The 22600-nt window shown below is 70.8% G+C and carries 18 protein-coding genes and 1 tRNA gene; 9 read left to right on the plus strand and 10 right to left on the minus strand.

The annotated features are described in order from the left end of the window. Positions 1-167 precede the first annotated feature (167 nt). The 6 genes from pknB to ACGFYV_RS29445 all read right to left on the minus strand — a co-directional run bounded on the left by pknB (position 168) and on the right by ACGFYV_RS29445 (position 8562). On the minus strand, positions 168-2144 hold the full coding sequence (gene pknB, locus ACGFYV_RS29420) for a Stk1 family PASTA domain-containing Ser/Thr kinase (protein WP_393881536.1): 1977 nt from the start codon (positions 2142-2144) through the stop codon (positions 168-170). 170 nt (positions 2145-2314) lie between these two features. Then, entirely contained in the window at positions 2315-3790 is a 1476-nt protein-coding gene (locus tag ACGFYV_RS29425; RefSeq protein WP_393881537.1) for a peptidoglycan D,D-transpeptidase FtsI family protein, read from the minus strand. A 169-nt stretch (positions 3791-3959) separates the two neighbouring features. Further along, the gene (locus ACGFYV_RS29430) at positions 3960-5426 is read right to left on the minus strand and encodes an FtsW/RodA/SpoVE family cell cycle protein (RefSeq protein ID WP_393881538.1); all 1467 of its coding nucleotides are present in this window, start codon (positions 5424-5426) and stop codon (positions 3960-3962) included. A gap of 27 nt (positions 5427-5453) precedes the next feature. After that, the gene (locus ACGFYV_RS29435) at positions 5454-7034 is read right to left on the minus strand and encodes a Stp1/IreP family PP2C-type Ser/Thr phosphatase (protein WP_393881539.1); all 1581 of its coding nucleotides are present in this window, start codon (positions 7032-7034) and stop codon (positions 5454-5456) included. A 132-nt stretch (positions 7035-7166) separates the two neighbouring features. Continuing rightward, a complete protein-coding gene (locus ACGFYV_RS29440; protein ID WP_393881540.1) occupies positions 7167-7694 on the minus strand; it encodes an FHA domain-containing protein in 528 nt (175 codons plus the stop codon). 10 nt (positions 7695-7704) lie between these two features. Next, positions 7705-8562 carry an FhaA domain-containing protein gene (locus tag ACGFYV_RS29445; protein ID WP_393881541.1) on the minus strand — a complete coding sequence of 286 codons (858 nt, stop codon included), beginning with the start codon at positions 8560-8562 and terminating at the stop codon, positions 7705-7707. 594 nt (positions 8563-9156) lie between these two features. Here ACGFYV_RS29445 and ACGFYV_RS29450 point away from each other — a divergent pair. From ACGFYV_RS29450 to ACGFYV_RS29460, 3 genes are all read left to right on the plus strand, one after another. After that, positions 9157-9240, plus strand: a tRNA-Leu gene (locus tag ACGFYV_RS29450). 526 nt (positions 9241-9766) lie between these two features. Continuing rightward, a complete protein-coding gene (locus ACGFYV_RS29455) occupies positions 9767-10045 on the plus strand; it encodes an SHOCT domain-containing protein (RefSeq protein WP_393881542.1) in 279 nt (92 codons plus the stop codon). Then, positions 10042-10653, plus strand: a complete 612-nt coding sequence (locus ACGFYV_RS29460) for a sulfocyanin-like copper-binding protein (protein WP_393881543.1) — start codon at positions 10042-10044, stop codon at positions 10651-10653. Before ACGFYV_RS29455 ends, ACGFYV_RS29460 begins: the two co-directional genes overlap by 4 nt. 377 nt (positions 10654-11030) lie before the next feature. Here ACGFYV_RS29460 and ACGFYV_RS29465 read toward each other — a convergent pair whose 3' ends face one another. Next, positions 11031-11429, minus strand: a complete 399-nt coding sequence (locus ACGFYV_RS29465) for a (2Fe-2S) ferredoxin domain-containing protein (protein ID WP_393881544.1) — start codon at positions 11427-11429, stop codon at positions 11031-11033. After that, on the minus strand, positions 11426-13405 hold the full coding sequence (locus ACGFYV_RS29470; RefSeq protein WP_393881545.1) for a heavy metal translocating P-type ATPase: 1980 nt from the start codon (positions 13403-13405) through the stop codon (positions 11426-11428). Before ACGFYV_RS29470 ends, ACGFYV_RS29465 begins: the two co-directional genes overlap by 4 nt. Before the next feature lie 132 nt (positions 13406-13537). On the opposite strand from ACGFYV_RS29470, the gene ACGFYV_RS29475 reads away from it, so the two are divergent. The 3 genes from ACGFYV_RS29475 (at position 13538) to ACGFYV_RS29485 (ending at position 15558) form a co-directional block, all read left to right on the plus strand. Further along, on the plus strand, positions 13538-13921 hold the full coding sequence (locus tag ACGFYV_RS29475; protein WP_393881546.1) for an ArsR/SmtB family transcription factor: 384 nt from the start codon (positions 13538-13540) through the stop codon (positions 13919-13921). Between the two features lie 260 nt (positions 13922-14181). Next, entirely contained in the window at positions 14182-14574 is a 393-nt protein-coding gene (locus ACGFYV_RS29480) for a BlaI/MecI/CopY family transcriptional regulator (protein WP_393881547.1), read from the plus strand. Positions 14575-14577: 3 nt separating this feature from the next. After that, positions 14578-15558, plus strand: coding sequence for a M56 family metallopeptidase (locus ACGFYV_RS29485; protein WP_393881548.1), 981 nt, complete (start codon positions 14578-14580; stop codon positions 15556-15558). A 100-nt stretch (positions 15559-15658) separates the two neighbouring features. Here the strand turns inward: ACGFYV_RS29485 and ACGFYV_RS29490 are convergent, their stop codons facing one another. Beyond that, a complete protein-coding gene (locus ACGFYV_RS29490; RefSeq protein WP_393881549.1) occupies positions 15659-17968 on the minus strand; it encodes a SpoIIE family protein phosphatase in 2310 nt (769 codons plus the stop codon). 342 nt (positions 17969-18310) lie between these two features. On the opposite strand from ACGFYV_RS29490, the gene ACGFYV_RS29495 reads away from it, so the two are divergent. From ACGFYV_RS29495 to ACGFYV_RS29505, 3 genes are all read left to right on the plus strand, one after another. After that, positions 18311-19780, plus strand: coding sequence for a DUF2252 domain-containing protein (locus tag ACGFYV_RS29495; RefSeq protein WP_393881550.1), 1470 nt, complete (start codon positions 18311-18313; stop codon positions 19778-19780). A 299-nt stretch (positions 19781-20079) separates the two neighbouring features. Then, positions 20080-20892 (plus strand): hypothetical protein, encoded by an 813-nt coding sequence (locus ACGFYV_RS29500; protein WP_393881551.1) that lies wholly within the window; start codon positions 20080-20082, stop codon positions 20890-20892. A gap of 49 nt (positions 20893-20941) precedes the next feature. After that, positions 20942-21271 carry a rhodanese-like domain-containing protein gene (locus tag ACGFYV_RS29505; RefSeq protein WP_393881613.1) on the plus strand — a complete coding sequence of 110 codons (330 nt, stop codon included), beginning with the start codon at positions 20942-20944 and terminating at the stop codon, positions 21269-21271. A 41-nt stretch (positions 21272-21312) separates the two neighbouring features. On the opposite strand, the gene ACGFYV_RS29510 is transcribed toward ACGFYV_RS29505, so the two are convergent. Further along, positions 21313-22455: an acyl-CoA dehydrogenase family protein gene (locus ACGFYV_RS29510; protein ID WP_393881552.1), complete on the minus strand. Its 1143-nt coding sequence runs from the start codon at positions 22453-22455 to the stop codon at positions 21313-21315. Between the last annotated feature and the right edge of the window lie 145 nt (positions 22456-22600).

Consider the following 22600-nt stretch of genomic DNA (forward strand, 5'->3'; position numbering starts at 1 on the left):
ACGCTCGGCTGGGAAACCCCAGCCGAGCGTCTGCATAAACTGCTCGCCGTCTGACACAACCGATCACGTGTTGCGACGATCCCTAGAATCCGCCGCGAGGCCTTGGGGGACTTTGTGCCTTTGGCGGCGGGAAAACCCGTCACGAACCAAATCGCGCGGATGCTGTGTCAGCCGTTGACACCGCCGAAGATGTTGGTGCCGCCGTTGTTGCCGTTGCCGCCGCCCTGGTCCACGGCGATCACGGTGACCGTGTCACCCTTGTTGACGGTGGCGCCGGCGGGCGGGGTCGAGTTGCCGAAGATGACGGCGTTGTCGTCCTGGGCGCCCGTGACGTTCAGCTGGAGGCCCAGGTCCTGAAGCATCTTCTTGGCGTCCTTGACCGTCTGGTTCTGGAGCGGCGGAACCTGCACCTGCTCACCCTGCGCCGGGGTGACGGTGAGCGCGACGGGCGTGTTCTTCTGGACCTGCTGGCCCGGCTGCGGGTTGGACCCGGAGACCTGCCCCTGTTCGTCGTCGGGGTTACAGCTCGGTACCAGGCCCAGCTGTGTGAGCTTGGTCTTGGCCTCGGCGCAGGACATGCCCCTGATGTCGTCAGGGATGGTCACGAGCTCCTCGGCCTTGGCGACCGTGAGGGTGATCTTGCTGCCCTTCTGGACCTCGGTGCCGAGGTCCAGGGACTGCTTGATGACGGTGCCCGCCGGCTGGGTCGAGACCTCGTCCTTCCGGATGACCTCGAACTGGTACTTGTTGCTCTCCAGCAGCGTCTTGGCCGAGTCGAAGCTCTGGTTGAGGACGTTCGGTACGACGACCTTCGGGGCGCCCGTCGACACCACCAGGTGGATGGTGTCGTTCTTCTTGACGTCCGTGCCCACCGCCGGGTCCTGCTCGCAGACCTTGCCCTTGGGCTGGTTCTCGCACGGCTTGTGCGTGGGCGTGTCCAGCTTCAGATGGGAGTTCACGGCCATCTTCTGGGCGTCGCTCAGGGTGTTGCCGACGAAGTTCGGGGCCGGGAAGGGCTTGTCGGCGTTGTTGTTCCCGCTGAACGCCCACTTGCCGATCAGGATCGCGCCGATCAGGACCAGGACACCCGCGACCACGAGGAGGATCGTGGAGGTGTTGTTCTTCTTCTGCTGACGGCGCCGGTCGGGGCGCTCGTCGTAGCCGTAGCCGCCGTCGTCGGGGTTCATCGGCGGCAGCATCGTCGTCGCCGGCGCGCCCTGGTCCGCGCGCAGGGCCGTCGTCGGCTGGTCGTCGGGGTAGCCGCCGTAGCCGACCGCGCCCATCGCGGCCGTGGCGGCGACCGGCTGGCCGTCGAGGCAGGCCTCGATGTCCATGCGCATCTCGTCGGCGGACTGGTAGCGGTAGTTCGGGTCCTTGACCAGTGCCTTGAGGACGATCGCGTCCATCTCGGGCGTGATCTCCTGGTCGAAGACCGAAGGAGGCTGCGGTTCCTCGCGGACGTGCTGGTAGGCCACGGCCACGGGGGAGTCGCCGACGAAGGGCGGCCGTACCGTCAGCAGCTCGTAGAGGAGGCAGCCCGTCGAGTAGAGGTCCGAGCGCGCGTCGACCTGCTCGCCCTTCGCCTGCTCCGGGGAGAGGTACTGGGCGGTGCCGATCACGGCCGCGGTCTGCGTCATGGTCATGCCGGAGTCGCCCATGGCGCGGGCGATGCCGAAGTCCATGACCTTGACCTGGCCGTTGCGCGTCAGCATGACGTTCGCGGGCTTGATGTCGCGGTGGACGATGCCGTTGCGGTGGGCGTACTCCAGGCCCTGGAGGATGCCGACGGTCATCTCCATGGACCGCTCGGGCAGCAGCTTGCGGCCGCTGTGAAGGAGCTCACGCAGTGTGGAGCCGTCGACGTACTCCATCACGATGTACGGGATCGAGACACCGTCGATGTAGTCCTCGCCCGTGTCGTAGACCGCCACGATCGCGGGATGGTTGAGCGAGGCGGCCGACTGGGCCTCTCGGCGGAACCGGGCCTGGAAGGACGGATCGCGCGCGAGGTCCGCGCGCAGCGTCTTCACCGCCACCGTGCGGCCGAGCCGCGTGTCATGCGCGAGGTAGACCTCCGCCATGCCACCGCGGCCGAGCACGTGGCCCAGTTCGTACCGGCCGCCGAGGCGACGCGGCTCTTCCATAGCTACCTACCAGCCCTCTCCGTCGGTCCCGGCCGCACAGGCATGTGCGGCCGGAGGCTGCCGTCCGGGCCTACCGTACCCGGCTCGTTCTGTGTGACCTGGCCAAGCGCGTTATCCGATACAGGACCGGTATCGCAACGTGCGCCGATGTGAAGGGGACGTGAGCGGGGTCACTTCTTGGAGTTGATGACCGCCTGCATGACGCTCTTCGCGATCGGGGCGGCCAGGCCGCCACCGGAGATGTCGTCGCGGTTCGCCTTGTCGTCCTCGATCACCACGGCCACGGCGACCGGCTTGCTGTTGTCGGGCAGCTTGGCGTAGGAGATGAACCACGCGTAGGGGTTCTCGCTGTTCTCCACACCGTGCTGGGCGGTACCGGTCTTGCCGCCCACGACGGCGTTCGGGATCTGCGCGTTGGTACCGGTGCCCTGCTTGACCACCGTCTCCATCATCGACTGCAGGATCTGCGCGTTCGCCGGCGTCAGCGGGCGGCTCAGCTCCTTCGGCTCGGTCGTCTCGACCGGGTCGAGGTTGGAGGACTGCAGCGAGTCGACCATGTACGGCTTCATGAGCTTGCCGTCGTTGGCGACGGCGGAGGCGACCATGGCCATCTGCAGCGGGGTCGCGGCGGTGTTGTACTGGCCGATGGAGGACAGCGCGGTCTGCGACGGGTTCATGTTGTCGGAGAACACCGAGGCGTTGGCGCGCACGGGCGTGAACTGCTCGGCGTCGAAGCCGAACTTCTTCGCCTCCTCCAGCATCTTGTCGTTGCCGAGATCGGCGCCGATCTTGCCGAAGACGGTGTTGCAGGAGTACTGCAGCGCGATCCGCATGGTCGCGTTCTTGCAGGGGATGTTGCCTTCGTTCTTCAGCTCGGTCCGGGTGCCCGTCATGACCCAGGGCAGCGGCGAGTCCGTCTTCTGGTCGGCCGAGGTGTACTTGCCGTTCTCCAGGGCGGCGGCGGCGGTGACCACCTTGAACGTGGAGCCCGGCGGGTAGGTCTCGCGCAGCGCCCGGTTGAGCATCGGGTCGGACGGGTCGTTCTTCTTCTGGAGTTTGTTCCAGGCGGCGGAGTCGCTGTTGCGGTCACCGGAGAAGGACGAGGGGTCGTACGACGGGTAGGAGGCCAGCGCCAGGATCTTGCCGGTGGACGGCTCCAGGGCGACGACGGCACCCTTGCCGCCCTGCCGCTTGAGGCCGTCGAACGCGGCCTTCTGCGCGGCGGCGTTGAGCGTGGTGACCACGTTGCCGCCCTGCTTGGGCTTGCCCGTGATCATGTCGAGGGTGTTGCGGAAGAACAGCCGGTCGTCGTTGCCGGTGAGGATGCCGTCGTCGATCTTCTCCAGGAAGTTGCCGTCGAAGGCCTGCGAGGAGTAGCCGGTGACCGGTGCCCACATGGGCCCGTTCTTGTAGGTGCGCTTGTACTTGTAGTCGCCGGCCTTGGTCTCGACGGAGCCCGTTATCGGGTTGCCGTCGACGATGATGTCGCCGCGCGGGTAGGCGTAGCGCTCGATGGCGACGCGGCGGTTGGCCGTGTCGGTGCGCAGCTTGTCGGCCTGGACGTACTGGAGCCAGTTGTCGCGGATCAGCAGTGCCAGGACGAGGAGTCCGCAGAAGATCGCGATGCGGCGCAGGGGTTTGTTCACGTCCGGCCTTTCCACAAACCAACAGGGGCGCCTGTTGCTTCTGTCTCTCGGAGTCGCGGGTGATGGCGCTCGGCCTCGGCGGCGGCCCACAGTCTAGGGGCCGTTCCTGTCCCGCCTGTCCCGCCTGTCCCGTCGGCACGGGACAGGGACCGTGCTGAAGTGGTCACGGTCACCCCGCGGTGGGGCCGCCGGCGCCGGGCCGTACCACCTGGGTCATCTCGGCGTCCGGGTTCGAGGCGGGGGTGGGGGCGGGCCTGCGGGCGGTGTCGCTGATGCGGATCAGGATGCCGATCAGTGCCCAGTTCGCGATGACGGACGAACCACCGTAGGCGAGGAACGGCATCGTCATACCGGTCAGCGGGATGAGACCCATCACACCGCCGGCGACCACGAACACCTGGAGCGCGAAGGCGCCGGAGAGGCCGATGGCGAGCAGCTTGCCGAACGGGTCGCGGGCGGCGAGGGCGGTGCGCACGCCGCGCTCGACGACCAGGCCGTAGACCAGCAGGATCGCCATGAGGCCGGCCAGGCCAAGCTCCTCGCCGAAGGTGGCGAGGATGAAGTCGGAGTTGGCGGCGAAGCGGATCAGCTCGGAGTGTCCCTGGCCCCAGCCGGTGCCGAGGGTGCCGCCGGAACCGAACGCCCACAGGGCCTGCTGGAGCTGGTCGGAGTGGACGCCGGTGACGCCCGGGGTGCGGCTGAGCTCGTACTCGTGCATCGGGTTCAGCCAGGCCTGGACACGGACCTGGATGTGCGGCTCGAAGCTCGCCACACCGACCGCGCCGACCGCGGACATCAGCAGGCCGAACACGATCCAGCTGGTCCGCTCGGTGGCGACGTACAGCATGATCACGAACATGCCGAAGAACAGCAGCGAGGTACCGAGGTCGGTCTCGAAGACCAGGATGAGGATCGAGATCGCCCAGACGACCAGGATGGGTCCGAGGTCGCGGCCACGCGGCAGGTAGATGCCCATGAAGCGGCGGCTGGCCAGGGCCAGCGCGTCCCGCTTGACCATCAGGTAGCCGGCGAAGAACACCGCCAGCACGATCTTGGCGAACTCACCGGGCTGGATGGTGAAGCTGCCGACCTGGATCCAGATCTTGGCGCCGTAGACGTTGGCGCCCAGGCCCGGGACCAGCGGGAGCAGCAGCAGGAACACCGCGGCCAGCATGGAGATGTAGGTGTAGCGCTGCAGGGTGCGGTGGTCCTTGAGGAGGGCCAGCACGGCGACGAACAGCGCGATGCCCATCGCGGTGTAGATCAGCTGGTTGGTCGCCTTGCCGCCGGCCACGTGGATCTGCTGCAGCAGCTTGGACTGGTCCAGGCGCCAGATGGCGACCAGGCCGAGTCCGTTGAGCAGCGTCGCCAGCGGCAGCAGCAGCGGGTCCGCGTACGGCGCGAACTTGCGTATGCACAGGTGGGCGATGGCGGCCAGCAGGCCGAGGCCCAGACCGTACGCCAGCAGGCCCGCGGGCACCGAGCCGTCGAGGGCCAGGCCCACGTTGGCGTAGGCGAACACCGGGATGACCACGGCGAAGATCAGCAGGGCCAGCTCGGTGTTGCGCCGGCTCGGCGTACCGATCGAGCCGATCGTGGACGTGTGGTGCGTCGGCGAATTCGTAGTACTGCTCATCGTGTGACGGGGCCCCTCACGGCTTTCCTACTGCTTGCCGCACTGATCGACGACCTTCTGCTCGGCCTCGGAGAGGCTCGGGCCGGGGTTGGGCGTGGCGGTCGCGGACGGCGTGGACTTCGGGGAGGTCGAGGGGGACGAGGAGGACGCCGACGGGTTCGGGCTCGGCGACGCCTTGGACGTCAGGGACGCCTGCGACGTCTGGGTGGATCCCGTCGTTCCCGCGGTGCCCTTGGAGTCGCGGATGCCCGTCTTGGCGTTCTTGTCGGTCGCGGCCCTGTCGCTGGCGGCGGCCTTGCGCTCCGCCTGCTTCCTGCACGCGGAGGCCTGGACGGCCAGAGCGTCGATCTTCGTCTGGGCCTGCTGGAGACCGCCCGCCGTGATCGTGTTCTTGACCTGCTTCTGCTGGTAGGCCGGCAGGTACTTGAGTTCGATCTCGGGGTGGTCCTTCTCGACCTTCGACAGGGACACCCAGGCCAGGTCCTGGCTGATGCCGCGGTACAGCGCGACGTGTTCGCCGCTCGCGCCGACGTAGTACTGGGTCTGCGTCCAGCGCCAGCCGCCGTAGAGGCCGGCGCCGACGACCGCGAGGGCCAGGCCGCCGTACAGCGTGCCCTTCAGCCAGCCGCGGCCCTTGCGCGGCTTGACGAAGTCCTCGTCGTCGTAGTCGCCGAAGCTGCCCGTGGGGACGAAACCGGTGGTGTCGCCGGAGCCGGGCGGGCCGAACTCGCCGCCGCCCTGCCCGCGGCCCTGGCGGCCGAGGTGGGAGGCGCGGCCGGCCGGGGTCTGCATGATCCCGTTGTCGTGCAGGTGGTTCTGGTTCTCGGCGACGGCGCCGACCACGACCGGGGTGTCGGACAGCTGCCCGGCGAGGGTGTCACCGGTGTCCAGGTCGAGGACGTCGGCGACGATGACGGTGATGTTGTCGGGGCCGCCGCCGCGCAGGGCGAGCTGGATCAGCTCCTGCACGGTCTCCTGCGGGCCGTGGTAGCCGGCGAGGGTCTCCTCCATCGTCTGGTGGGAGACGACGCCGGACAGGCCGTCGGAGCAGATCAGATAGCGGTCGCCGGCGCGGACCTCGCGGATCGACAGGTCGGGCTCGACGTGCTCGCCGCTGCCCAGCGCGCGCATCAGCAGGGAGCGCTGCGGGTGGGTGGTGGCCTCTTCCTCGGTGATGCGGCCCTCGTCGACGAGCCGCTGCACCCAGGTGTGGTCCTGGGTGATCTGCGTGAGCACGCCGTCACGCAGCAGATAGGCGCGCGAGTCGCCGACGTGGACGAGACCGAGTCGCTGCCCGGTCCACAGCAGGGCGGTGAGCGTGGTGCCCATGCCTTCGAGCTGGGGGTCCTCCTCGACCATGGAGCGCAGTTGGTCGTTGGCGCGCTGCACGGCGGCGCCGAGGGAGGTGAGGATATCGGAGCCGGGCACGTCGTCGTCGAGCGTGACCAGCGTGGAGATCACCTCGGAGGAGGCGACCTCGCCGGCCGCCTGGCCGCCCATGCCGTCGGCGATGGCGAGCAGGCGCGGACCGGCGTAACCGGAGTCCTCGTTGCCCTCCCGGATCATGCCTTTGTGCGATCCGGCGGCGAAGCGCAGTGACAGACTCATGCGCACCTCGCCCGTCGGCTCCGAATGCAGCCGGTCGTGTCGAGCCACACTGCCCACCCTCCGGTCGGGAGCGCGCCGGGGACCGGGGTGCGGTCCGCCGTTGCGTGCTCGCTCCGCTCGCTCATTTTCGTACTACTTCCGCAGCTCGATGACGGTCTTGCCGATGCGGATCGGCGCGCCCGGCGGGATCGGCGCGGGGGTCGTCAGCCGGGACCGGTCCAGATAGGTGCCGTTGGTGGAGCCGAGGTCCTCGACGATCCACTGCCCACCCTGGTCCGGGTAGATCCTGGCATGCCGACTGGAGGCGTAGTCGTCGTCCAGCACGATCGTGGAGTCGTGCGCCCTGCCCAGGGTGATGGTCTGGCCCTGGAGCGCGACGGTGGTGCCGGTCAGGGTGCCTTCGGTCACGACCAGCTTGGTGGGCGCGTTGCGGCCACGCCGGCCGCCGCCCTGCTGGCCGCGCTGCTGCGGGGGCGCGGCCTGCTGCCGGGCCGCCTGCTGAGGTCGTGCGGCCTCGCGGCGCTGGCCGCGCTGCGACCCGCGCTGGGTGACACGCGTACCGAACAGGTCGCTGCGGATGACCTGCACGGCCACGATCACGAACAGCCACAGTACGGCCAGGAAACCCAGCCGCATGACCGTGAGGGTCAGCTCTGACATTGCCCCCGCTTCACCCTTCGGCTTGCCGGTAAATGATGGTGGTGCTGCCCACGACGATCCGCGAGCCGTCGCGGAGCGTAGCGCGGGTGGTGTGCTGCCCGTCCACCACGATGCCGTTGGTGGAGCCGAGATCCTGGATCGTCGAGGGCGTTCCGGTCCGGATCTCGCAGTGCCGGCGGGAGACGCCGGGGTCGTCGATCCGCACGTCGGCCTCGGTGCTGCGGCCCAGCACCAGCGTCGGGCGGGAGATCTGGTGGCGGGTGCCGTTGATCTCGATCCAGTAGCGGGTGCGTCCGCCGGCCGCGGGGGCGGACGGGGGCCGCTGGGCCGCGGGCTGCGGGTAGCCGTAGCCACCGCCTCCGGGGGGCGGGGTGGACGGCATCGGCGGGGCGCCCGCGGGCGGGTAGCCGTAGCCGCTCTGGCCGCCGGGGCCGCTGGGGCCCGCAGGGGCGGGCCGCCCGGCCGGCGGGGCGGCGGGGCCCTGCTGGTTGCTGGAGGACGCGAGGGTGCGGCTGCGCACCCGGTACAGGCCGGTGTCGAGGTCGTCCGCCTTCTGCAGGTTGACCTTGATCGGGCCCATGAAGGTGTAGCGCTGCTGCTTCGCGTAGTCGCGCACCATGCCGGCCAGTTCGTCGCCGAGCTGCCCGGAGTAGGGGCTGAGACGCTCGTAGTCCGGGGCGCTCAGCTCCACGATGAAGTCGTTGGGTACGACGGTCCGGTCGCGGTTCCAGATCGTCGCGTTGTTGTCGCACTCGCGCTGGAGCGCGCCGGCGATCTCCACGGGCTGGACCTCGGACTTGAAGACCTTGGCGAAGGTGCCGTTGACCAGACCTTCGAGGCGCTGCTCGAACTTCTTCAGGACTCCCACGGGGCACCTCCTCAGTCGCTGCCGATGTTGCCGTCGTCGTGTTCGGTACTGCTGTGCTCTGCTGTGCTCGGTACTGCTGTTGTACTGCTGTCCTGCCCGGCACCGCCCACTGATCGTATCTACGCGCCGCGCAATCAGCCGGTTCCCCGGCGACTCCCTTCGCACTCCCCGGTTCGCACTCTCCGGTTCGCACTCTCCGGTCATGGATCGTAGAGGGGGCCGAAGTCCAGTGTCCCGCACCCGGCGGTGCACCCGGTCCGTCTCCTGGGGAGATGCCGGGGACCGGTACGAGGTTGATACGCGAACAAGCATTCTTCGAGACGTACGGGCGTGCGGGCGGCGGGGAGGGCGGGGGAGACCGGCGGAGCGGGTGGGGGAGTTGCGGTCGGGCGGGCGGCTCGTCGGGCCGCTGCGGAGCCGCTTCTTCCCGCGCTCTCCCCCCCGCTCTCCCCGTCTCTCCAGGGCCTCTCCAGGGCCTCTCCAAGGCCTCCGGGCGGAGCGAAAGGCGTGTGAACCCACCCCGTACGACGTGCTAATGTTCTCGATGTCGGAAGGGGCCAGCCCGCAAGGGGAGCGCCGGAAGACACACCCAATGCGCGGGTGGCGGAATAGGCAGACGCGCTGGATTCAGGTTCCAGTGCCCGCAAGGGCGTGGGGGTTCAACTCCCCCCTCGCGCACAATGAGATACCGACGAAACGGGTCTCTGCCGGTGACGGAAGTCACGGCAGGGGCCCGTTTCTCGTTGGGTCGGGGTTGTGAGGGATCGCACAGCCGGAGATCGACGCCCTTGGCCCCGTTCGTGAGCTATGTCACGGACGGGGCCAAGGGTTTTGGTGCGCGTGATGCGGTGTTGTCGCCGGCGTCGGCCTGGCTGGGCGGCGGGTGCGAGGTGGCGGTCGGGGTCCAGGTCTTCGGCTCTTTTGTCCGGCGGCGGTGGTGAGTGCGCCGGCGAGGGCGTTCGCCGCCGAGGGACACGGTCACCTGTACGAGCTTTTGACCAACAGGTCATCACAGTCCAGCCCGTTGGCTGTACGGCCAACGGGTGTCGTTGCTGTACTTCGCTGCTGTACAGCAACCACGGCCGGTCTGGATGAGGCATAGGGTCCTCCGGCCCCAGAACGGGGACCTATGGCTCAGTGCGACCGAGGTCCGACTGATCCACCCTGGCATTGACGTAGCAGTCAGCCGAGGGAAGTGGTCGGCATGATGTGGTACGACGGCGGATGGGGCTGGGGCGGCTGGTTCGTCATGACGGTGTTCATGGTGCTGTTCTGGGCCGTCCTGATCGTCGGGCTCGTCGCGCTGGTGCGCTACCTCACCGGTACGCGTCACCACCAGCAGGCCGGCCCGCCTCCGCCACCCGGCGAAGGTGGAGGACAGGACCGACGGGCCGAGAACCTGCTCGCCGAGCGGTTCGCACGCGGGGAGATCGACGAGGACGAGTACAAAGGCCGACTCGCGGTGCTCCGGGAGCACCGATGACCCCGCATCGCCTCCGGCAGGCGTGGTCGGCGATTGCCATTGCCGCTGCGGCCTTGGTGCTGGGCATCGCCACGACGGTCCTGATGGCCGCGTCCGGCGCTTTCCACAGGACGACACCGGCCTCCTGGAGAGCGCACGACACACGATGCGGCGCACCGGCCACGAAGGGCAGTGCGGTCGACGTGACCGTGTGGGACATGGGGCACATGATGAGGGGCCCGAACGGGCCCGCGCCGAACAACGGGCGTCACGGCTGGTACGGCATGGGCATGATGCGCCTGGTGGCCCGCCCCGCGACGGTCCCGGCAGGAAGGGTGACGGTGCGGGTGGTCAATGCGGGAACCCTCACGCACGAGGTGATCGTGTTGCCTCTGCCGGCGGGCCGGGCCGCCGGAGAACGTGCCATCGGCTCAGACGGGCGGGTATCGGAAGCGGGCAGTCTTGGCGAGGCATCGCGCACCTGCGGCGCGGGCGCCGGACATGGCATCGTCTCCGGTGCGGCGGCCTGGACAACGGTGACGCTGCGGGCGGGGCGCTATGAGTTGCTGTGCAACGTCCCGGGCCACTACGCGGCCGGCATGTACACAGAGCTAGACGTCACCAAGTGAGCGAAGAGCCCAGGACCGAGGAACTGCGGGGCGGACAGGCGGTCGGGGCCATTGCCCAAGGTGAGGGCGAAGTGGTCCGAGCGGCCCTGACCGGCCAGGTGCCCGCGTCAGCACGGCGACGACGATATACGCGTACATCGAGGTCCCCGTGTCTCCCTTGAAGACGGCTCAACTTGGGAGAAGACCAGCGCCTTGAACAGATGCCCCGCCTGACCTCACAGCACCGAGCACGCGACTGACGCTCGATGATCAGCTTCGGACCGCCTCCTCAAGGTGCTCGGGGGCCCTGCCACCTTCTTCCTGCTCGGCTCGAAGCTCGTACGCAGTGGCTGCATCTGGGTGTGATCGTTTTAGGGGCAGGGCCGCGCCCGCGCGGATCAGTCCTCCACAGCTCGTCGGATCCGCCGGGACGGACTGAATTCGTACAGGTCCAGGATGTCCGGTGTCTCGGCGAGCCCTGGGCCGCCCTGGCGCACCCAGGTGGCGATGTCGGCTGTTGCGTCGGGGTCGTTGACCAGGCCGAGCCACACCGGTCGGCCGCCCGCAGCCCGGCCCTGGGGCGACGGCTGGACGACGATGACGTTCCCCTGCTCACAGGCGTCCAGGCAGTTCACCACCCTGACCTGCGCAATAGAGCCCAGATCGGCTTTGAGGGTGGCGAGTTGGGCGGCATGGTCGACACCGGGGATCTTGGCGGTGCCGCAGCAGCAGCCCCGGCATACGGTGACCGTGCACCGGGGCGCCGCCTGCGCGGCGGGCGTCTTGCGGCGGCTCACTCGGCGGCCCGCTTCCAGGCGGCTTCGCGCAGCAGCCGCAGTCCGTTGAGGCCGACGATGACGGTGGAGCCCTCGTGGCCCGCGACACCGAGCGGCAGGGGGAGGGTTCCGGCCAGGTCCCAGACGACCAGACCGGCGATGAACACCGCGGCGATCACGAGGTTCTGCACGACGAGGCCGCGGGCCCGCCGGGACAGGGCGATCACCGCGGGCACGGTGGTCAGCTCGTCGCGGACGATGACCGCGTCCGCGGTCTCCAGCGCCAGGTCCGAGCCCGCGCGGCCCATGGCCACACCGGCGTGCGCGGCGGCCAGCGCCGGCGCGTCGTTGACGCCGTCGCCGACGACCATCACCTTGCGGCCCGTCTCCTCCAACTGCTTGACCGCGTACACCTTGTGCTCGGGCAGGAGCCCGGCGCGTACGTCCTCGATGCCCACCTCGGCGCCCAGCCGAGCGGCCGCACGCGGGTTGTCACCGGTCAGCAGCACAGGTGCCCGCCCGGTCAGGGACGTCAGGGAGGCGACGGTGACGGTGGCGTCCGGCCGCAGCCGGTCGGAGATGCCCACGACACCGGCCGGCGTCCCGTCCACGGTGACCAGCACGGCAGTCTGGCTCCTGTCCTCCAGCCCGGTGGCGACGGCCGTCGCGCGCGCGGAAGCGGCGTCCTCGGAACTGGCGAGCAGGCGTGCCGGAGCGCCGACCGCGACCTTGCGGCCCTCGACGCAGGCCGTCACTCCGACGCCGGGCGTCGAGATGAAGTCGTCGGCCGACGGCAGGGCGAGACCCTTCTCCCGCGCCGCGTCCACTACAGCCCGCGCCAGTGGGTGCTCGCTGGGGTGCTCGGCCGCGGCGGCCAGCGTCAGCAGCGTGGATCCTTCCAGTCCGGAGCCCGTCAGCGGCCGGATGTCGGTGACGCGCGGGGTGCCCTCGGTCAGGGTGCCGGTCTTGTCGAGCGCGACCGCGTCGACTTCGCCGAGCCGCTCCATGACGACCGCGGATTTGACCAGTACACCGTGGCGCCCGGCGTTGGCGATCGCCGACAGCAGCGGCGGCATGGTCGCCAGGACGACCGCGCACGGCGACGCCACGATCATGAACGTCATCGCCCGAAGCAGCGAGCCCGTCAGCGCGGCACCGAAAGCGAGCGGGACGAGGAAGACGGCCAGGGTCGCCGTCACCATGCCCAGCGAGTAGCGCTGCTCGATCCTCTCGATGAACAACTGCGTGGGCGCCTTGGTCTCGGACGCCTCCTCCACCATGCGCACGATCCGGGCGATCACCGTGTCGGACGCGTCGCGCTCCACGCACACCCGCAGGGCGCCGGTCCCGTTGAGGGTGCCGGCGAAGACCTCGTCGCCCTTCGCCTTGGCCACGGGCAGCGGCTCACCGGTGATGGTCGCCTGGTCGACGTCGCTCGCACCGTCCAGGACGCGGCCGTCGGCGCCGATGCGTTCGCCGGGCCGGACAAGGATCGTGTCGCCGACGGCCAGCTGTTCCACGGCGACGGTCACTTCACTGCCGTCGGCTTCGATGCGGGTGGCGGTGGCCGGGGCCAGGTCGAGCAGCCCGCGCACGGAATCGGCGGTGCGGGCGGTGGCGAGGGCTTCCAGCGCACCGGAGGTGGCGAAGATGACGATCAGCAGCGCACCGTCCATCACCTGCCCGATCGCCGCCGCGCCGAGGGCCGCGACGACCATCAGCAGGTCGACGTCCAGCGTCTTCTCCTTCAGCGCCTGCAGCCCTTCCCAGCCCGGCTCCCAGCCGCCGGCCGCGTAGGCCAGGGCATACAGAGGCCCCCACGCCCAGGCGGGGGCGTCGGCCAGCTGCAGCGGCAACGCGATCAGGAAGAGGACCAGGGCGGCAGCCGCCCAGCGTGCCTCGGGCAGGGCGAAGACGCGGGTACGACGCCGGGGTGCGTCGCCCTCCGGTGCGAGGGCTGTCCGGTCGGTCGCAGGCGGGGTGAGTGTGGACGTCACGGGAATGCAGGTCCTTCAAACGGCATGACGGGACAGCGGAGCACCGGGGCGCCGGCGCCGCCCTCCTACCGTACAGGACTAAATGAAGAGACATTCATGTGTTCATGTGTCGCTCTCCGTAGGATGAGGGCCATGGGGCATGGAGCTGACGGAAAGACCATCACCGCGCGCGAGCGCCTGGAAGCCCTGGGCGCCACCGACGTGGCCGCCACGCTTCAGGCCCTGGCGACACCGTCCCGGCTGCGGATTCTGGCCCGCCTCCAGGAGGGCCCGTGTGCGGCGACCGAGCTGGCCGACGCCGTCGGCATGGAGCAGTCGGCCTGCTCCCACCAGTTGCGGTTGCTGCGCAACCTCGGCCTGGTCACCGGCGAGCGCCGCGGCCGCTCGGTCATCTACGCGCTGTACGACAACCACGTCGCCGAGCTCCTCGAGCAGGCCCTCCACCACCTCGAGCACCTGCGCCTCGGCCTGCGTGACGCCCCGGCCACGGCCGTCGCCGCGGCCGAGACGTCGTGAGCGGACCGTCCGCGTCGGACAGTGTGGTCGCAGTTGTGAGGGATCGCACAGCCGGAGGGCCTGAGAGCCGGACGCGGCCCGCCCTGTCGGTGAGCTATCTCACGGGCGGGGAGAGGTTCTCGGCGTGGCCGGGCGGGGCGAGGTCTCCTGCCGCGCGCATGGCTGATTCTCTACGTCTCGTAGTAGTTTGACGGTTCGGTTGGGCGATGTGGTTTGGCGATCGAAGACGGACCTGGGCGCGACAGTGAGGGAGGTGCCAGGTGACGGGCGGCAAGGACGACCGGGGGCAGGCCTCGCGTCGTGCGCGCGGTGAGCTGGAGGCGGAGGTGCTGGCGGCCCTGTGGGCGGCCGGCGGTCCGGTGCCCGCGGCCGTGGTCCAGGAGCACGTGCCCGGTGCCGCGTACACGACGGTGCTGACCATCCTGACGCGGCTGTGCGACAAGGGAATGGTGACCCGGCGGCGGGAAGGGCGCGGCCACGTGTACGTGCCCGTGGACGACCAGGCCGGGCACGCGGCGGCGGGGATGCACTCGCTGCTGGACGAGGGCGGCGACCGCGCGGCGGTGCTGGCCCGCTTCGTGTCGGAGCTGTCGGCGGAGGACGAGCACCTGCTGGAGCAGTTGTTGCACGGCGACTTCCCCGACCGGGGGTGAGACGTGTTCTGGCCGGTACCGATGTATCTGCCGCTGGTGGTGAGCGCGGTGCTGGCGCTGGCCGCGCCCCGGGCGGGGCGTCGGATGCCTCCGCGCGTGGGTGCGTGGGCGATGGCGTGCGCGGCGGTGGTGGCGGCCGGAACCTGGGTGACCGAGCTGGCGATTCTGGCGTTCACCGCGATAGGGCAGGTGCCGCTGGTGGCGGCGCAGGGGGCCTGGTCGGTGAGCGTGCTCGCGGCGGAGGACCCGGTGAGCCGGGAGGTCGCCGCGGTGTGTGCCGGGGTGGTGCTGGTCGTGGTGGTGAGCCTGACCGTGGCGTCCTGGCGCCGTGGGCGCGCGCTGGTCGATGCCTGGCGGGAGTGCCGGCACATCGTGGCGGGCGGGGACCTGGCCGTGATCGACGATCCGATGCCGACCGCGTTCGCCGTGCTCGGCATGCCGGGGCGGGTCGTCGTCTCCTCCGGGATGCTGCGGCTGCTCGACGGGCCGGAGCGGGCGGCGCTGCTCGCCCATGAACGAGCGCATCTACGGCATCGGCACCATCTGTTCTCGCTGGTGCTGCACCTGACCTCCGCCGTGAATCCGGTGCTGCGGCCGCTGGAGCGGGCCGGGGCGTTCGCCGTGGAGCGATGGGCGGACGAGGAGGCCGGGGCCGTGGTCGGGGACCGGCGGCTGGTCGCCCGAGCGATCGCACGGGCGGCGCTGGCATCGAGCCGGGCCAAGCGGGCGGCACTCGCCGCCACCGGCGGACCGGTGCCCCAGCGCGTCCAGGCGCTGCTGGCTCCTCCGCTGCGCTCCACCGGCGGTGTGATGGCGGTGTTCGGCGTCCTGGTGGCGGCCTGTTGCGTGAGCCTGGCCGTCACGGCGCACGACACGGAGCGGCTGTTCGAGGCCGCCATGCATGCTCACTCCGCTCACGTCGGTCACTCTGCTCACGCCGGTCACTCCGCTCACGCCGCCGCCATGCGGCCGGGCGCGCACTGACGGGGCTGATGCTTCAGACCGACGGCGACGGGGGCGGCGACGGGGGCTGTGCGGATCGGTTTGCGTCTCGCTGGCGCGTCGTATCCGTCTCAGGTCCGTCTCAGGGCGGCGAGTTCGTGGACTGCTGGGCCCAGACCGTCTTTCCCTCGCCGCTGTAGCGGGTGCCCCAGTTGTCGGCGAGGCTGGCGATGATGAACAGGCCGCGTCCGTCCTCGTCGACGGTGCGCGCGTGCTTGAGATGCGGGGCGCACTGTGCGGCGTCGCTGACTTCGCAGGTCAGGCGCTGGTCGAGAATGAGTCGTAGCCGGTGGGGCGGGGCGCCGTAGCGGACCGCGTTCCCGACGAGTTCGCTGACGATGATCTCGGCGGTGAAGGCGTCCTCCTCCCCGATGTTCCACGCTTCGAGCTGTCTGCGGGTCGCGGCGCGTGCCAGCGGGGCGGCCTGGTTCTCGGCGGGCAGCGGCAGGACCATGACCTGGTCGCCGGGGAAGGCCTTGACCCTGCCCAGCAGCAGGAGTCGCTCCGTCTCGTCGCGGTTCCTCAGGGCGTACGCGACGGTGTCGCACAGGTCGGCAAGCGGCTGGTCCACTCCCGCGGCGAGCAGGGCGCACACCTGGCCGGACGGTGCCAGCAGGTCCTCGTTGCCGAGTGCGAGGGTGCTTCCCTCGGGGAGATCGACCGTGGTGGCGGGGAACGGCGCGTGATCGCTGCCGGCGAGTACCGGACCTTCGGGCACGGGCACCCTCGCCGAACTGCCGTCCGGATAGACCGCGTAGGGATCCGACAGGCCCGCCCGCACGATCGTGCAACGCTGTTCGACCGCGTCGTACACCGCGATCAGGCAACCGGCGGTGAGCGGCTGGGCGTGCAGGCTGTCGCCGGCCGGGAGAGCCGCGCGATCGGCGGCCAGTCGGGCGGCGGTGTCGCCCAACCGGGCCATCAGCTCGTCCGGTTCGAGGTCCAGGGTCACCAAGGAGTGGATGGCGGTGCGCAGTTGGCCCATGGTGGTGGCCGTGGCGATGCCCCGGCCGGCGACGTCGCCGAGGACCAGAGCGGTCCGGGCCCCGGCCAGTTCGATGACGTCGAACCACGCGCCGCCCGCGCCGGGTCCGGGAATGTGCAGGTGCGCGAAGTCGACCGCCGAGGTGGCCGTGGGCCGTTGGGGCAGCAGCCGGCGCTTGATCGTGGTGGCGATGGTGCGCTCGCGCGCGTAACGGCGTGCGTTGTCGATGCACAGCGCGGCATGGGCGCACACGTCCGCCGTCAGCGCGATGTCCTCCTCGTCGAAGGGCTCCTCCGTACCGTGCCGGTAGAAGCTCACCACGCCCATGGCCTGGCCGCGCAGCGCGAGCGGAGCGACGATCAGGGAATGGGCGGCGGACTGCGCGATGGCCGCGGCCCGGTCCGGGTCGGCCGGCAGCCACGGGCTGTCGTGGTCCACGGGGACGAGCCTCGGCCGCAGGTCGGCGAGCACCCGGGAGAACGGGGTGCCGACGGGCAGCCTGCTGACCTCGCCCACGGGATGTGCCGCGATCGGCCCACGGAAAGCGGCGCGCAGGAGAGGGACGCTGTTGTCGACCGGCGCCAGGGGCGGATCCTCGCCGCGTACGACGTCCTCGACGACGTCGACAGCCGCGATGCCGCAGAACGCCGGTACGACCGCGTCGGTCAGTGCCCGGCACTCGGCGATGACGTCGAGGTGTTCACCGAGGCCGCCGCGCACCACTTCGAGGATCTTCAGGCGCTGCATGGCCCGCACCCGATCGGTGACGTCGAGGGCGAGGACGACCAGGCCCATGACGTCACCGATCGAGTGCGGGCCCTCCGGGCGGATGTGGGAGCGCAGGCTTTCCAGGCGGATGTAGGAGAGGGAGTAGTGCTTGGCCCGGGAGGCGCCGGGCACCCTTGCGCGTACGACCCGGTCGAGAGCCGCTTCCCCGGTCGCGAGAACCCTGCGCGCGACCTCGGCCTCCTTCTCGGGTACGGCGAGACCGTAGGCGTCGGGGGACACCCCGCCGAGCAGGGGGAGCGAGGACGCCCGCCCTCCGCCTGCGTCATCGCTCACCTGGACGATGCGCAGGTCACGGTCCAGGACATGGAAGATCAGCGGTGAGCAGCCGGACAGCGCCCGCAGGACGGCCGAGGTCCACCCGTCGTCGGTGCCGTCACTCGCGCGCACTTCCCACACCAGGGCGGAATCGGTGAGAACCGGTCGTACGGCCAGGGGCGGCACCGTGGCCGAGGCGAGCGTCCCGATCCCGGATGCGCCGTCGCCTTCGCGCACCAGCTCGCCGATGTGCCTGCCCAGGGCCTCCTGCGGGGACCAGCCGAATGTCTCCTGAGCCGCGGTGGACCAGTCGATCACCCGCCCGTCGTCGGCGACCAGGATGAACACTCCGTCGCTGGGCATGGCAGTCCACCTCCGTCGCGGCCCATGCCCGGGGCAGAGGCCTCACCCCCGAGCCGCCGTCCGCGCTCCTTTCCTGTACCGCTTCCTCCCCTATGTTCTGTTTCTGTCCTGTTTCGCTTCCTCCCTATAGTGCGCACCCGGCGGAGAGCGCAGGCAACAGCGGGCGGGGGGAGGAGGGGGCGGTTGTTTCAGGCCGCTTCAGCGGAAGGTGTCACGGAGTCGTCCACATTCGCCGGGTTGTCCACAGGGTCTGACGCGTTCCGGGCGGCGGCTGTACGGTCTGCACGAGTTGATGTTCGAGCAGGACTTCGTGTGCGTGGGTGTTCGGGGGAGGCGGTCGTGATGACCGGTGTCGGTGTCGGTGTGGGTGTCGCTACGGGAACGGCGGAGGCGGCCGAGACGGGCGCCGCCGGGGCGGAGGCGACGGCGCGCAGGGTGCCCCGGATCCGCGGTTTCGCCCAGTGGCCGACGCAGGGCACCCCCAGGCAGGAGGGCAAGGCGCTCCGCGCGAGCGTGCCGCGCGCCGCCCACCGCGTCCTCGACCTCGACGACGCCCGCCCCGACGCGGTGAGCGCGGTCGAGGAGTCCAACTCCGGCCGCATCCCCGACCTCACCCCGATACGGGTGGGCCGGATGGCGGCCACGCCGTTCGCCTTCCTGCGCGGCTCGGCCGGCCTCATGGCGTACGACCTGGCGCGCACCCCCCTGACCGGTATCGGCGCCCAGATCTGCGGTGACGCGCACGCGGCCAACTTCGGCCTCTACGGCGACCCGCGCGGCGGCCTCGTCATCGACCTCAACGACTTCGACGAGACGGTCCACGGCCCCTGGGAATGGGACCTGAAGCGGCTCGCGACCTCCCTGGTCCTGGCCGGGCGCGAGGCCGGCGCCGACGAGGACACCTGCCGCGCCGCGGCCCGGGACACGGTCGGCGCCTACCGCCGCACCATGCGGCTGCTGGCCAGGCTGTCCGTCCTGGACGCCTGGAACGCCATCGCGGACGAGGAACTCGTCTCCCACACCGCCGCCCACGACCTGCTCGGCACGCTGGAGCGGGTCTCGGAGAAGGCACGGGCCAATACGAGCGGCCGTTTCGCCGCCAAGTCGACGCAGGAGGCGGAGGACGGCGGTCGCCGCTTCGTCCCCGCGCCCCCGGTCCTGCGCCACGTCCCCGACACCGAGGCGGCCGCCGTCGCCGCTTCCCTGGAGCCGTACCTGACGACGCTCTCCGAGGACCGGCTGCCGCTGCTGGCCCGGCACTCCGTCCACGACGTGGCCTTCCGGGTGGTCGGCACGGGCAGCGTCGGCACCCGCTCGTACGTCGTGCTCCTGCTCGACCACCGCGGGCAGCCGCTGGTCCTCCAGGTGAAGGAGGCCCGCCCCTCCGCGCTGCTCCCGCACCTGCCCACGGCCGGATTCGAGGTGGCGCCGGTCGAGCACGAGGGCCGCAGGGTGGTTCTCGGCCAGAAGCGCATGCAGGTCGTCAGCGACATCCTGCTCGGCTGGACGACCGTCGACGGCCGCCCCTTCCAGGTGCGTCAGTTCCGCAACCGCAAGGGCAGCGTCGACCCGGCCGCCCTCCCCGCCGACCAGATCGACGACTACGGCCGCATGACCGGCGCCCTCCTCGCCCGCGCCCACTCCCACAGCGCCGACCCCCGCCTGATCGCCGGCTACTGCGGCAAGAACGAGGAACTCGACGAGGCGATAGCCGCCTTCGCCGTCACCTACGCCGACCGCACCGAAGCCGACCACGCCCACCTGGCGGCCGCCGTACGCGCGGGCCGGATCAAGGCGGAGACGGGGGTGTGAGACGCGGGGCCGGGAGGGCGGAGGCCGGGTGTCCGGCGGGTGGATGTCCGGTGCGCGGATGTCTGTCGGCCGGACGCCTGGCGGCCGGATGTCCGGCGGCCGGTGTCCGGCGGCGGAAGCCGTGGGCATGACGGTGGGGCGTGGGGCAAGCGCTGCGTGAAGGACCTCCGGCCCGGCGAGGTGCGCCGTACCGGTGGGGAGGACGTCGGGATCCGCTTCCGGCGTGGCTGCCGCAAGCACGACGAGGACCTGGTCGTCCGCTGCGCCGGTGTCTTCCGGCCGTGGCCTAGGCTGGTCGGGTGACGACCCCGGAAGCTGAGCAGTCCCAGCCCCCGCGGCCCGAGGAGCGGCTGGAACAGGCCGTACGCGCCGCCGAGCAGGCGTTGATCGAGTACGAGATCGCCGTGGAGGGCTTCCGCGTCGAGGTCGAGAACTTCTCCCGGCTGCACGAGCGGAAGCTCGGCCCCCTCTACTCCCGCATCGAGGAACTGGACGCCCAGATCGCCGAGGCGCGGGCCGCCCGCACCGGCGACCCCGAGGACGTCCGCCGTGCCGAGGAGGCCCGCGCCCTCGTCCAGCCGATCCCCGGCGTCGAGGAACTCCTGCACGGCTGGATGGACGGCCAGGGCCTGTTCCCGGAGGCCACCGCGATGCTCACCGACCAGACCGTACGGCCCCCCGAGCGGGTCCGCCCCAGCGAGGAGGCCCGCAAGCTCTACCGCGAGCTGGCCCGCAAGGCCCACCCCGACCTCGCCCAGGAGGAAGAGGAACGGCAGCGGCGCGAGGAGTTCATCTCCCGCGTGAACGCGGCCTACGCCCGCGGCGACACGGCCCTGCTCACCGAACTGGCCGAGGAGTGGGCGGCAGGCCCCGTGCCGCCCGAGCGGACCCCCAGCCCCAGCGCGGAGCTGTACGCCCGCCTGGAGTGGCTCTCCCAGCGCAAGGAACTGCTCACCCTCGTCGCCCAGGAACTGGAGAACGGCGCCATCGCCGGCATGCTCCGCCTCGCCCCCGACGACCCCGACGGCCTCCTGGACGAGATCGCCGTCCGCCTCCACGGCGACATCGAGCAGCGGGAGACCCAGCTGGCGGCCCTGCTCGGACAGGGCTGAGCCACGGCCGGTTTCAGGTAGCGTCAAAGGCATGAGTTTTGGAGCTGGTGTGCCCACGGTCGAGGTCACGGACCTCAAGGACGACGACTTCCTGCTGGACGTCCGCGAGGACGACGAATGGCAGGCGGGCCACGCCGAGGGAGCGCTGCACATCCCCATCAGCGAGTTCGTGGCCCGCTACGGCGAGCTGACCGAGGCCGCCCCGCAGGACGGCCGCGTACACGTCATCTGCCGCTCCGGCGGCCGTTCGGCCCAGGTCACGATGTACCTGGTCCAGCAGGGCATCGACGCCGTGAACGTCGACGGCGGCATGCAGGTCTGGCAGTCCGCCGGCCGCCCGGTGACCACCGACGCCGGCACACCCGGCTTCGTTCTGTAGCCCTCGGCGCTTGCAGCCCGAGGGCCGAGGCTTCCGCGCCCTCAGCTGAGCGGATGCGTCGCCAGCAGGTCGCCGAGCGCCTCCTCGTACGCCGCCGCCGGGCCGAGCGACAGTTCCAGGTGCTTGGCCCAGGCGTGGTACCGGTGCAGCGGGTATTCGGTGTCCGCGCCGAACCCGCCGTGCAGATGCTGAGCCGTCTGCACGACCCGCCGCACCCCCTCCGCCGCCCAGATCTTCGCCACGGCGACATCCCCGGCGGCGGGCAGCGGCCCCGGCGCGCCCGAGGCGATCCGCCAGGCGGCCTGCCACAGCGTGGCCTCCATCGCCCGCAGATCGATGTACCGGTCCGCGGCCTGCACCGCGACCGCCTGGAACGTGGCGATCGGGTGCCCGAACTGCTCCCGCTCGCTCGTGTACTCACCGGTCATCCGCAGCACCCGCTCCCCGAGTCCGAGGGCCAGCGCACAGGTGCCGGTGGCCAGCAGCGCGTGCAGCCACTCCCTGGCGCCGTCGGCCTCGATGACGTCGCCCGCCGCGACCCGCGCCGACCGCAACCGCATCTCGGCCAGCCGCTCCCCGGTGGTGGAGATCTGCTCGGCCAGGACCACTCCGTCCGCCTCGCGCGGCACCAGCGCGAGCACGCCCCGGTCGGCCGCCGCGTCCTCGACGTGCGCCGGTACGAGGACGAAGTCCGCGTCGTACGCCCACGGCACCGCCGTCTGCACCCCGTCCAGCACCCACGCGTCCCCGTCCCGCCGTGCGGCGACCGCGAGTTCGGCCGGATCGTGTCCGGTACGGCCGTGCGCGGCGACGGTCAGCACCAGCTCGCCGCGCCCCGCCGGGGCCAGCAGCCGTTCCCCCAACTCCTTCGTCCCGTAGGCCTGCACGGTCGCGGCGACCGCGCTGTGCTCCAGCAGCGGAACCCGGGCGAGCACCCCGGCGGACTCGCGCAGCACCAGACACAGTGCGATGGCGTCCAGGCCGGCCCCGCCGTGTCCGTCGTCGAGGAGCAGACCGAGCAGATCCGCACCGGCGAGCCGGGACCACAGCTCGCGGTCGAACCCCTCGGCCACGGCACCGGCGGTCAGCGCCGGACTGGGCACCGCATCCGGCACCACCGCGGCGAACACCCCCCACGCCGCCTCGGCCGCCGCCAACTGCTCCTCGCTGAAGGTGAAGTCCACGGCCTGCCTCCTGGCGAATCCGGTCGCCCCCGCCGCCCCGTCTCGGCCGACGGGGTATCTGACGGTCCGTCAAAATGGAACAGGTTCTAGAAGAAGGGAACGGCGAGGGCGAGCGGGACATCCTTTTCGGCCCCTGCTCCAGGGA

Source organism: Streptomyces sp. NPDC048297 (assembly GCF_043201585.1).
Lineage (GTDB): Bacteria > Actinomycetota > Actinomycetes > Streptomycetales > Streptomycetaceae > Streptomyces.